The sequence below is a fragment of the Citrobacter sp. Cf118 genome, from assembly GCF_030334095.1.
In the GTDB taxonomy this organism is placed as follows: Bacteria; Pseudomonadota; Gammaproteobacteria; order Enterobacterales; family Enterobacteriaceae; genus Citrobacter; species Citrobacter freundii.
In genome coordinates this window covers 182,185-194,746 of sequence record NZ_JAOWES010000087.1, presented here as the reverse complement: position 1 = coordinate 194,746, position 12,562 = coordinate 182,185, and the positions used below count along the sequence as shown (strand labels likewise).

Here is a 12,562-nt window from a genome sequence, read left to right as displayed (position 1 = left end):
ATGAATAATAATTGTTCATTCCACTTGCGATTTATGTTTGTATTTGTTTAATTAAATGTTAAATATATGGTAATTAGTTAACACACGAAAATATTATGCGGTTATCTATATCCCTTCATATGCATATATTACACATGCGGAACTAACGCCATTTAAATCATAGCCCTGACAATAGTCCCCTACGTAAATATACCCATTCAGATTTGTCACATATAAAGATTAATACAATCAACCATATTATGTAGATCTGGATCACACAACTTCAAATATTTCGCAATATTATGAAACTTATTATTGAACTTATACCACTGCGTCATTTAAAAATAGTTTGCCATTGACGAACCCCTTCGTTTAGCAATGGTTTAGGAAACACACCAAGAAAAAATTATAAGGATTATTTAGAATGAAACTTAAATTAGTTGCAGTGGCAGTGACTAGCCTGTTGGCGGCAGGTGCGGTAAACGCAGCTGAGGTATATAACAAAGACGCAAACAAACTGGATATCTACGGAAAAGTTCACGCTCAGCACTACTTCTCTGACGACAACGGCAGCGATGGCGACAAAACCTACGCGCGTCTGGGCTTCAAAGGTGAAACTCAGATCAATGACCAGCTGGTTGGTTTTGGTCAGTGGGAATATGAATTCAAAGGCAACCGTTCTGAATCCCAGGGCTCTGAAGCAGACAAAACTCGTCTGGCATTCGCTGGTCTGAAATTCGCTGAATACGGTTCTTTCGACTACGGTCGTAACTACGGCGTGGCCTACGACATCGGCGCATGGACCGACGTCCTGCCTGAGTTCGGTGGTGATACCTGGACCCAGACTGACGTATTCATGACTGGCCGTACTACTGGCGTTGCAACCTACCGTAACACCGATTTCTTCGGTCTGGTTGAAGGTCTGAACTTTGCTGCTCAGTACCAGGGCAAAAACGACCGTGACAACCTGAAAGAAGCTAACGGTGACGGCTTCGGTCTGTCTACCACTTATGAGTATGAAGGCTTTGGCGTAGGTGCTACCTATGCGAAATCTGACCGTACCGACAAACAGTCTGTCGGTAACGGCGGTTTCATGGCTTCCGGTAAAAACGCTGAAGTATGGGCCGCTGGTCTGAAATATGATGCGAACAACATCTACCTGGCAACCACCTACTCTGAAACCCGCAACATGACCACCTATGGTGGCTCCGGTGTTACTGGTATTGCAGATAAAGCACAGAACTTTGAAGTAGTTGCTCAGTACCAGTTCGACTTCGGTCTGCGTCCGTCCGTTGCTTACCTGAAATCCAAAGGTAAAGACATCAACGGTTACGGCGACCAGGATCTGGTTGAATACGTAGACCTGGGTGCTACTTACTACTTCAACAAAAACATGTCCACCTTCGTTGATTACAAAATCAACCTGCTGGATGACAACAACTTCACCAATGCAGCGAAAGTGTCAACTGACAACATCGTGGCTGTCGGTCTGAACTACCAGTTCTAATTTTGTTGTAGTCTGAATATAAAGCCAGTCCTTTAAGGGCTGGCTTTTTCTCTTGATGTAGACTCGGTCATAAGGAGTATGCCGTGCAGACATTCACTGGTCGTTGTCTTTGCGGACAGAGTCATTTTACCGTTGACGTTGAAATGCTGGATGTCTATGCCTGCCACTGTACGCTGTGTCAGAAATGGTCAGGCGGCATCGCCATGTATCTGGAAGCCAGCGCTCACCCGCTGATGTCACCAGAATCGGCAGAACCTTCGCACTTTCCTTCCTCAAATCGTGGTGAACGGTTCTTCTGTTCCGGCTGCGGATGCCCACTGTGGTTTACGTTGACGGACAGCGATCGCTACTTTATTCCGTGGACACTTCTGGAACTTAATGAGGTAGATCGCCGCCGCCTGATATTAGCGGCAGAAATCTATACGGAAACACAGCCTGCGTTCTGGAGATTGACGGGGCAATACGCTCGACTGAGTGGGAAAGAAGTCGAAGAGATGGATTACCCCTGTCATTTAGCTCACTAGTTATTAACGTTGTACCTTTGCCAGACTGAACCACATTCCTATCGCTAATACGATAAGCATGCTGCCGGCGCTGCTTAAGGCCACGCTATGTGACCAGGTGAACGCTTCTCTGGCAGCCGTCAGCAATGCCTCACTCAGTGACGACGGGAGCGAGTGTGCCAGTTGTACCGCCTCCCCCATTGACGATGAGGCACGTTCCATTTCCTGCGCATTAAGTCCGGCTGGCGGCAGAATCGATGCAGAAAAGCTACGGCTCAACAGCAAACCAAAGATAGCGATCCCAAGTCCGGCTCCCAGTTCATAAGCCATTGTCTCGATGGCACCCGCGGCCGCGGCTTTTTCCGCAGGTGCTGCTGCCATGATAGCCGCTGTTGAAGCCAGAAGCGCACTGGCGGCGCTGAAGCCGAGCAAAGCCATCAAAATCCAGGCTTGTACCTGTTGACTACTGAAATCCGTCATCGCCAGGCCGTAAAAGCTAACAGCGCTCAGCGCCATACCCGCAGTTGCCACACAACGTAATCCCAGACGTGAAACCAACATACCGGCAATCGGTCCGCTGAAACCACTTGCCAGCATCACCGGCAGCATGAACAACCCTGCCTGATACGGTGTTAAGCCGTGGACAAACTGTAGCTCCTGAGCCATCAGTAACTCGAAACCCACCAGCGTTATCATCGCGGTCATCGCCATCACTACGCCACTTAAAATGATGCGATGCGTGAACAACCTCATATCAATCATCGGGCGGGCTGCCGCAAGCTGGATGCGGACAAACTGCCACAACAGCAAAGCGCCGGTTAACAGCGTCAGGGCGATGGCAACGGTCGCCGTATGCCCTTTCAGCGCGGTTTTGGCGCTGTAAACCAGCAGCAGAATGGCGACAATCAGCATTATCGCATGACCAAAATTTAACGATTGATCGCGACGTCCAGCCTGACGCGGCACTAAGCGTGCGGTTAAGGCCATTACCACCAGGACAATCGGTACATTAATTAAGAATACGGATCCCCAGTAGAAGTGCTCCAGTAGCATCCCGCCAACCAGTGGGCCAAACGCCGCACCGCCGGAACCAACCGCGGCCCAGACACCGAGCGCCATATTACGATGCCGTTGCTCAGCGAACGTGGCGCGAATCCCCGCAAGCGTTGCCGGCACAATCATCGCCGCGCCAATCGCCAACACGGCCCGGGTGACAATCAGCCAACTGGCGCTATGAGCAAAAGCGGCCGCCAGTGATGCCAGACCAAACAAGCCTCCACCTAACAGCAGCAGGCGTTTAAAGCCGATGCGATCGCCCAGCGCGCCCATTGGCAATACCATACCGGCCATTACCAGGGAATAAATATCAATGATCCACAGCAGCTCGTTGCCACTGGCGCCCAGCGTCATACTCAGCGTGGGCGCGGCAACGTGCAGCACCGTTGCATCAATCGCAACAGGGATGTAGACCAGCACAATAATCACTAACGTTAACCACTGACGAAACATAAAACTCCCTTCAAAACTGAAACTGGACACACGTCCAGGTTCGGCGATCCTACGGAAATTTGAACGTATGTCCAACTTTTTGTTAGACTGCGTGCTAAACGGATATGGGAGGAACGATGAGCTATCTAAATCGGGATGAACGTCGGGAAGTGATTCTGCAGGCGGCAATGCGCGTCGCGCTTGAGGAAGGATTTACCGCCATGACGGTGCGGCGTATTGCCACGGAAGCTCAGGTGTCAACCGGCCAGGTGCATCATCACTTTACGTCTGCCGGCGAGTTAAAATCCCTCGCTTTTGTGCAACTGATCCGTACTCTTCTGGATGCCGAACTGGTCAGCGCAAACGCCAGCTTCCGTGAACGGCTGCATGCCATGCTGGGCAGCGAAGATGGCGGGTTCGAACCCTATATAAAACTATGGCGTGAAGCGCAGGTTCTGGCGGATAAAGATCCGGAAATCAAAAGCGCTTACCTGCTGACCATGCGGATGTGGCACGAAGAAACCGCCGCAATCATCTCTCAGGGACAGAAAGCCGGTGAGTTTTCTCCAGGCCCGGATGCTGCCGATGTGGCGTGGCGTTTAATTGCGTTGGTATGCGGTCTGGATGGCATCTATGTATTAGGCATTGAGGAAATGGCCGATCCTGCATTCGAACGCCACCTGGATCGTATGATTACGTTAGAGTTAGTTAATTGATGTTATAGATGAATTAATAATACATCTTTTATATTTACAATTGGTAACACTTAAGCAACGTGTAATTCCCTCATCACGCCGCGTTATTGCGCTTTTTTATCTATTCTTTCAGTCAATATTCCCAAAACTTTTCAATAGTTTCTAAAAGAACTCGCGCGGCGCTGTATGCGTTTATTTCTTTTTCATGAACGGCATGTGCATGGAGAATAATATGTCAGCATCAAATGAGAAAAATAATCGTTATCTTTTAACTGACTGGAAACCCGAAAATCCTGCCTTTTGGGAAAACAAAGGTAAGCACATTGCCCGAAGAAACCTCTGGATATCAGTGAGTTGCTTGCTGCTTGCGTTTTGCGTCTGGATGTTGTTCAGCGCTGTTGCTGTCAATCTGAATAAAATTGGTTTTAATTTTACCACCGATCAACTGTTTTTATTAACGGCATTACCTTCTCTTTCTGGTGCAATATTGCGCGTTCCCTACTCCTTTATGGTACCTATATTTGGGGGGCGCCGCTGGACAATTTTTAGCACCGTCATTCTGGTTATTCCCTGCGTCTGGCTCGGTTTTGCCGTGCAAAATACCGCTACTCCGTTTGGCGTATTTATTATCATTGCGCTGATGTGTGGGTTTGCTGGCGCTAACTTTGCCTCCAGCATGGGCAATATCAGTTTTTTCTTCCCCAAAGCGAAGCAAGGCAGCGCACTAGGCATTAACGGTGGCCTCGGCAACCTCGGTGTCAGCGTGATGCAGTTGATCGCGCCGCTGGTGATCTTTCTCCCCATTTTTACCTTCCTGGGCGTGCAGGGCGTACCACAAGCTGATGGATCGTTACTGTCACTGGCCAATGCCGCATGGATTTGGGTGCCGCTACTGCTGATAGCGACCGTGGCAGCGGGCATAGGAATGAACGACATTGCCAGTTCGAAGGCCTCAATTGCCTCCCAACTACCGGTCCTCAAGCGTTTTCATTTGTGGTTATTAAGTCTGCTGTATCTCGCCACCTTCGGTTCATTTATCGGTTTTTCAGCAGGCTTTGCCATGCTGGCGAAAACACAGTTCCCTGACGTGAATATTCTGCAACTGGCGTTCTTCGGGCCCTTCATCGGTGCGCTTGCGCGATCGGCGGGCGGTGTTATCTCTGACAAGTTTGGTGGTGTGCGGGTCACCTTAATTAACTTCATCTTTATGGCACTGTTCAGCGCCCTGCTGTTTCTCACTTTGCCCGGCTCGGGCGAAGGAAGCTTTATCGCGTTTTACCTGGTGTTTATGGGCTTGTTCCTGACCGCGGGTCTGGGCAGTGGTTCGACCTTCCAGATGATTGCGGTGATCTTTCGCAAAATCACCATTTACCGGGTGAAGCTGCACGGTGGTACTGAAGAACAGGCCCAGCGTGAGGCGGTAACCGATACCGCCGCCGCCCTGGGATTTATCTCCGCAATTGGCGCTGTCGGGGGCTTCTTTATCCCGAAAGCGTTCGGTTCATCGCTGGCGCTGACCAGATCTCCGGTAGGCGCCATGAAAATATTCCTTGTGTTCTACATCGTCTGCGTGCTGGTGACCTGGCTGGTTTACGGCCGTAAATCACAAAAAAAATAGTCATCTTTTGGCCTGTGTAGGCAACGTTATTCGAAGCAGGAGTTATGTCATGAGTAAACTGTTAGACCGCTTTCGCTACTTTAAACAAAAGGGCGATACGTTTGCCGAGGGGCATGGGCAAGTAATGCACACCAACCGGGACTGGGAAGACAGCTATCGTCAGCGCTGGCAGTTCGATAAAATTGTGCGATCTACCCACGGCGTTAACTGTACCGGCTCATGCAGCTGGAAAATCTACGTCAAAAACGGGCTGGTAACCTGGGAAACTCAGCAAACCGACTATCCTCGTACCCGACCTGACCTGCCAAATCATGAGCCCCGTGGCTGCCCACGCGGTGCAAGTTACTCGTGGTATCTCTACAGCGCTAACCGCCTGAAATATCCACTGGTGCGTAAACGCTTAATCGAATTGTGGCGCGACGCCCTGTCCCGCCAGCCCGATCCGGTGCTGGCCTGGGAATCCATTATGAACGACCCGCAAAAATGCCAGAGCTACAAGCAGGTACGCGGGCGCGGTGGGTTTATCCGTTCCAACTGGAAAGAACTTAATCAACTGATTGCTGCTGCCAACGTCTGGACGGTGAAAACTTACGGCCCTGATCGTGTGGCCGGATTCTCTCCCATCCCCGCAATGTCGATGGTCTCCTATGCCGCAGGTACGCGCTATCTCTCGCTACTGGGCGGAACCTGTCTGAGCTTCTATGACTGGTACTGCGACTTACCGCCCGCGTCACCGATGACCTGGGGCGAGCAGACCGACGTTCCTGAATCCGCCGACTGGTATAACTCCAGCTATATCATCGCCTGGGGCTCTAACGTGCCGCAGACCCGTACCCCGGACGCGCACTTTTTTACTGAAGTTCGCTACAAAGGCACCAAGACAATTGCCATTACGCCAGACTACTCGGAAGTCGCCAAACTGTGCGACCAGTGGCTGGCACCGAAACAAGGGACAGACAGCGCGCTGGCAATGGCGATGGGCCACGTCATCCTGAAAGAGTTCCATCTCGACAATCCCAGCGATTATTTCCTCAATTACTGTCGTCGCTATACCGATATGCCGATGCTGGTGCTGCTGGATGCCCGCGAAGATGGCTGCTACGTGCCTGGGCGCATGATGCGCGCCTCAGACCTTGTCGATGGTCTGGGTGAAAGCAACAATCCAGAGTGGAAAACGGTGGCTTTCAACCGCGAGGGCGAACTGGTTGTCCCGAACGGATCTATCGGTTTTCGCTGGGGCGAGAAAGGCAAATGGAACCTGGAACCCCTGGCGGCTGGTGCTGAAACAGAGCTTTCCCTCTCGCTGCTTGGCCAGCATGATGACGTGACCGGCGTGGCATTCCCCTATTTTGGCGGCAACGAAAACCCACATTTCCGCAGTGTAAAACAAGAACCGGTGCTGATCCGTCGACTACCGGTAAAACATCTCACCCTCGCTGACGGTAGCCGTTGCCCGGTGGTGAGCGTCTATGATCTGGTGCTGGCGAATTACGGCCTCGATCGTGGTCTGGATGACGTTCATAGCGCACAAGATTACAGCGAAGTAAAAGCCTACACTCCGGCCTGGGGCGAGCAAATTACCGGTGTGCCACGCCGTCATATCGAACAAATCGCCCGTGAGTTTGCCGATACTGCGCACAAAACGCATGGCCGTTCGATGATCATCCTCGGGGCTGGCGTTAACCACTGGTATCACATGGATATGAACTACCGCGGGATGATTAACATCCTGGTGTTCTGTGGTTGCGTAGGACAAAGCGGCGGCGGCTGGGCGCACTATGTGGGTCAGGAGAAACTGCGTCCGCAAACCGGTTGGTTGCCGCTGGCCTTTGCGCTGGACTGGAACCGCCCACCGCGTCAGATGAACAGCACTTCGTTTTTCTACAATCACTCCAGTCAGTGGCGTTATGAAAAACTCACCGCGCAAGAACTCCTCTCGCCGCTGGCCGATGCGTCGAAGTTTAGCGGACATTTGATTGACTTTAACGTACGTGCTGAACGAATGGGCTGGCTGCCCTCTGCGCCGCAGCTTAACCTTAACCCATTGACCGTCAAAGCGAAGGCAGAACAAGCTGGGTTATCTCCTGCGCAATACACTGCCCAAGCGCTGAAGTCGGGTGATATTCGTTTTGCCTGTGAGCAGCCGGATAGCGGCAAAAACCACCCACGCAACCTCTTCGTCTGGCGCTCTAACCTGCTCGGTTCCTCCGGTAAAGGGCATGAATACATGCTCAAGTATTTACTGGGTACCGAAAGCGGGATCCAGGGGGAAGCGCTCGGTTCAAGTGAGGGTATTAAACCTGAAGAGGTTGAATGGCAATCCGCGGCGATAGAGGGCAAGCTCGATCTGCTGGTCACGCTCGATTTCCGTATGTCCAGCACCTGTTTGTTCTCCGATATCGTTTTGCCAACCGCTACCTGGTATGAAAAAGACGATATGAATACCTCGGATATGCATCCGTTTATTCATCCGTTGTCCGCGGCGGTCGACCCGGCATGGGAATCGAAGAGTGACTGGGAAATTTATAAAGGCATCGCCAAAGTGTTCTCTGAGGTATGTGTGGGACATCTTGGGCAAGAGACGGATGTGGTGTTGCAACCACTGCAACACGACTCTCCGGCAGAGCTGGCGCAGCCGTTTGACATTCTGGACTGGCGCAAAGGCGAATGCGATCTCCTCCCGGGGAAAACGGCACCGAATATCGCCGTTGTGGAACGTGACTACCCCGCTACCTACGAACGCTTTACTTCACTCGGTCCGCTTATGGACAAGCTTGGAAATGGAGGGAAAGGCATTGCGTGGAATACCCAGGCGGAAGTCGATTTCCTCGGCAAGCTGAACTACACCAAACGTGAAGGCCCGGCAAAAGGCCGACCGCTGATTGACACCGCGCTGGATGCCTCTGAGGTGATCCTCGCCCTGGCGCCGGAAACAAACGGTCAGGTGGCGGTGAAAGCCTGGGAAGCGCTGGGGGCGATGACCGGACGCGATCATACGCATCTGGCGTTGAACAAAGAAGACGAAAAGATTCGTTTTCGCGATATCCAGGCGCAGCCGCGCAAAATCATCTCCAGTCCTACCTGGTCCGGCCTTGAAAGCGAACATGTCTCCTATAACGCAGGCTATACCAATGTCCACGAGTTGATCCCATGGCGTACCCTGTCCGGCCGCCAGCAGCTGTATCAGGATCACGCGTGGATGCGAGCGTTCGGTGAAAGTCTGGTGGCGTATCGTCCGCCTATCGATACCCGCAGCGTCAGTGAAATGCGCGAGGTTCCGCCTAACGGCTTCCCGGAAAAAGCCCTCAACTTCCTGACGCCGCACCAGAAATGGGGGATCCACTCTACCTACAGTGAAAACCTGCTGATGCTGACGCTTTCGCGCGGCGGCCCCATTGTCTGGATCAGCGAGACCGATGCCAAAGAGCTGGGCATTGAGGATAACGACTGGATTGAAGCCTTCAACGCCAACGGTGCGCTCACCGCGCGTGCAGTGGTGAGTCAACGCGTGCCGCCGGGAATGACCATGATGTATCACGCTCAGGAGCGAATCATGAATATCCCAGGCTCGGAAGTCACCGGAATGCGTGGCGGGATCCATAACTCGGTCACCCGCGTCTGCCCGAAACCCACGCACATGATCGGCGGCTATGCGCAACTGGCATACAGCTTCAACTATTACGGGACGGTCGGCTCTAACCGCGATGAGTTCATCATGATTAGAAAAATGAAAAACATTAACTGGCTGGATGATGAAGGTCGCGATCAGGTACAGGAGGCGAAAAAATGAAAATACGCTCACAGGTAGGCATGGTTCTTAATCTGGATAAGTGCATCGGCTGCCACACCTGCTCCGTCACCTGTAAAAACGTCTGGACCGGGCGTGAAGGGATGGAATATGCGTGGTTTAACAACGTCGAGACTAAACCGGGGATTGGTTATCCGAAAAACTGGGAAAATCAGGAAGAGTGGCAAGGCGGCTGGGTTCGCGATGTTAACGGCAAGATAAGACCGCGTCTGGGCGGTAAGATGGGCGTAATCACCAAAATTTTCGCCAACCCGGTGATCCCGCAAATCGATGATTACTATGAACCGTTTACCTACGATTATCAGCATCTGCATAGCGCGCCGGAGAGCAAGAATCAGCCCACCGCGCGTCCGCGTTCGCTGATAGATGGTAAACGGATGGACAAGATTATCTGGGGTCCAAACTGGGAAGAACTGCTTGGCGGCGAATTTTCAAAACGTGCCCGCGACCGTAACTTCGAGAAGATGCAAAAGGAGATGTACGGTCAGTTCGAAAACACCTTCATGATGTATTTACCGCGCCTGTGCGAGCACTGTCTGAACCCAAGCTGTGTCGCCACCTGCCCGAGCGGTGCTATCTATAAGCGTGAAGAAGACGGCATTGTGCTGATCGACCAGGACAAATGTCGCGGTTGGCGCTTGTGCATCAGCGGCTGTCCGTACAAAAAAATCTACTTTAACTGGAAGAGCGGTAAGTCAGAGAAGTGCATTTTCTGCTACCCGCGTATTGAGTCCGGCCAGCCGACGGTGTGTTCAGAAACCTGCGTTGGGCGTATCCGTTATCTCGGGGTATTGCTGTACGACGCAGACCGTATCGAGGAAGCAGCGAGCACCGAGCATGAAACCGATCTCTACGAGCGTCAGTGCGATGTGTTCCTCAACCCGAACGATCCGGCGGTGATTGAAGAGGCGCTAAAACAAGGTATTCCACACAACGTCATCGAAGCAGCTCAGCGCTCGCCGGTTTACAAAATGGCGATGGACTGGAAGCTGGCGCTACCGCTGCACCCGGAGTATCGCACCCTGCCGATGGTCTGGTATGTGCCGCCATTGTCACCGATTCAGTCGGTCGCCGACGCGGGCGGACTGCCGCACAATGGCAACATTTTGCCTGCGGTTGAGTCGCTGCGAATTCCGGTTCAGTACCTCGCCAATATGCTCAGTGCGGGTGATACCGGTCCGGTGCTGAGGGCGCTCAAACGGATGATGGCCATGCGCCACTATATGCGTGCGCAAACCGTAGAAGGCGTCACGGACACCCGCGCGATTGAGGAAGTGGGTCTGAGCGTTGAGCAGGTCGAGGAGATGTATCGTTATCTGGCCATCGCCAACTATGAAGACCGCTTTGTGATCCCGACCAGTCACCGCGAAATGGCGCGTGATGCCTTCCCGGAGAAAAACGGCTGCGGCTTTACCTTCGGTGACGGCTGCCATGGCTCAGATACCAAATTCAACCTGTTTAACAGTAGCCGTATTGATGCCATCGACATCACCGAAGTGCGCGATAAAGCGGAGGGTGAATAATGCAAATCCTGAAGGTTATCGGCCTGCTGATGGAGTACCCCGACGAGCTGCTATGGGAGTGTAAAGACGACGCGCTGGCGCTTGTGGCCAGCGATGCCCCCACGCTGAATGATTTTAGCCAGGAGCTGCTCAATGCGCCGTTACTGGATAAACAAGCCGAATGGTGCGAAATCTTTGACCGGGGTCGGGCCACCTCACTGCTGCTGTTTGAGCATGTGCACGCCGAGTCCCGTGACCGGGGCCAGGCGATGGTTGATTTGTTGGCGCAGTATGAAAAGGTCGGGCTGCAGCTAAACTGTCGCGAACTGCCGGATCACCTGCCTTTATATCTTGAGTACTTAAGCGTGTTACCGGAAGCGGAGGCCAAAGAAGGACTGCAGAACGTCGCACCGATTCTGGCGTTGCTTGGCGGGCGCTTAAAACAGCGCGATACGCCGTGGTATCAACTGTTTGATGCCCTGTTGCAGCTTGCCGGAAGTCCTCTTTCGAGTGACAGTGTCACTAAGCAGGTTGGCGCGGAAACGCGCGACGATACCCGACAGGCGCTGGATGCAGTCTGGGAAGAGGAACAGGTGAAGTTTATCGAAGATAATGCCACCGCCTGTGACAGTTCACCGTTACAAAACTATCAACGACGCTTTAGCCAGGACGTGGCACCTCAGTATGTCGACGTCAGCGCGGGAGGCCCGAAATGATACAGTACCTGAACGTCTTTTTTTACGATATCTATCCGTACCTGTGCGGTACGGTGTTTATCCTCGGCAGTTGGCTACGCTACGACTACGGACAATACACCTGGCGCGCGTCTTCCAGCCAGATGCTGGACAAACGCGGTATGGTGTTGTGGTCAAACCTGTTCCACATCGGCATTCTGGGGATCTTTTTCGGGCACCTGTTTGGCATGTTAACGCCGCACTGGATGTATGCCTGGTTCCTGCCGATTGCGGTAAAGCAGCAGATGGCGATGATTGCCGGCGGACTTTGTGGCGTGCTCACACTGGTGGGTGGCGCTGGCCTGCTGGTGCGCCGGTTGACTAACCCGCGCATTCGCGCAACCTCCTCGACCGCCGATATTCTGATCCTCTGCGTTCTGCTGATTCAATGTATTCTCGGTTTAACCACTATCCCGTTCTCTGCACAGCATCCTGACGGCAGTGAAATGCTAAAACTGGTCGGTTGGGCGCAGTCGGTGGTGACCTTCCAGGGCGGTGCGTCTGCGCATCTGGATGGCGTGGCGTGGATTTTCCGTGTGCATCTGGTTCTGGGGATGACCATTTTCCTGCTGTTCCCGTTCACCCGACTGGTCCACGTGTGGAGTGCGCCGTTTGAGTACTTTACCCGCCGTTATCAGATAGTGCGTTCGCGTCGCTAATTTCCTCTGCTGCCCGGTAGCGCTAGCGCTTACCGGGCCTGGATCGCTATCCCGCTTTTTGTACGTTAT

General features: G+C 52.7%; 9 protein-coding genes. 8 read left to right on the top strand and 1 reads right to left on the bottom strand.

Going from position 1 to position 12,562, the window contains the following annotated elements:
• Positions 1–403 precede the first annotated feature (403 nt).
• Positions 404–1,486, top strand: a complete 1,083-nt coding sequence (gene ompD, locus OGX67_RS16185) for a porin OmpD (RefSeq protein WP_003836220.1) — start codon at positions 404–406, stop codon at positions 1,484–1,486.
• Positions 1,487–1,569: 83 nt separating this feature from the next.
• Positions 1,570–2,010 carry a GFA family protein gene (locus tag OGX67_RS16180; protein WP_003833032.1) on the top strand — a complete coding sequence of 147 codons (441 nt, stop codon included), beginning with the start codon at positions 1,570–1,572 and terminating at the stop codon, positions 2,008–2,010.
• A gap of 3 nt (positions 2,011–2,013) precedes the next feature.
• Here the strand turns inward: OGX67_RS16180 and OGX67_RS16175 are convergent, their stop codons facing one another.
• Positions 2,014–3,498, bottom strand: a complete 1,485-nt coding sequence (locus tag OGX67_RS16175; protein WP_003020091.1) for an MFS transporter — start codon at positions 3,496–3,498, stop codon at positions 2,014–2,016.
• Positions 3,499–3,614: 116 nt separating this feature from the next.
• Between OGX67_RS16175 and OGX67_RS16170 the strand changes: the two genes are divergently transcribed.
• The 6 genes from OGX67_RS16170 to narI all read left to right on the top strand — a co-directional run bounded on the left by OGX67_RS16170 (position 3,615) and on the right by narI (position 12,493).
• Positions 3,615–4,193: a TetR family transcriptional regulator gene (locus tag OGX67_RS16170; RefSeq protein ID WP_003843697.1), complete on the top strand. Its 579-nt coding sequence runs from the start codon at positions 3,615–3,617 to the stop codon at positions 4,191–4,193.
• Between the two features lie 211 nt (positions 4,194–4,404).
• Entirely contained in the window at positions 4,405–5,790 is a 1,386-nt protein-coding gene (locus OGX67_RS16165) for a NarK family nitrate/nitrite MFS transporter (protein ID WP_257652035.1), read from the top strand.
• Positions 5,791–5,839: 49 nt separating this feature from the next.
• Positions 5,840–9,580 carry a nitrate reductase subunit alpha gene (locus tag OGX67_RS16160; protein ID WP_268044211.1) on the top strand — a complete coding sequence of 1,247 codons (3,741 nt, stop codon included), beginning with the start codon at positions 5,840–5,842 and terminating at the stop codon, positions 9,578–9,580.
• On the top strand, positions 9,577–11,121 hold the full coding sequence (narH, locus tag OGX67_RS16155) for a nitrate reductase subunit beta (RefSeq protein ID WP_257652033.1): 1,545 nt from the start codon (positions 9,577–9,579) through the stop codon (positions 11,119–11,121). Before OGX67_RS16160 ends, narH begins: the two co-directional genes overlap by 4 nt.
• Positions 11,121–11,816 (top strand): nitrate reductase molybdenum cofactor assembly chaperone, encoded by a 696-nt coding sequence (narW, locus tag OGX67_RS16150; RefSeq protein ID WP_071696116.1) that lies wholly within the window; start codon positions 11,121–11,123, stop codon positions 11,814–11,816. Before narH ends, narW begins: the two co-directional genes overlap by 1 nt.
• On the top strand, positions 11,813–12,493 hold the full coding sequence (narI, locus tag OGX67_RS16145) for a respiratory nitrate reductase subunit gamma (protein ID WP_003020109.1): 681 nt from the start codon (positions 11,813–11,815) through the stop codon (positions 12,491–12,493). Before narW ends, narI begins: the two co-directional genes overlap by 4 nt.
• Positions 12,494–12,562: the final 69 nt, after the last annotated feature.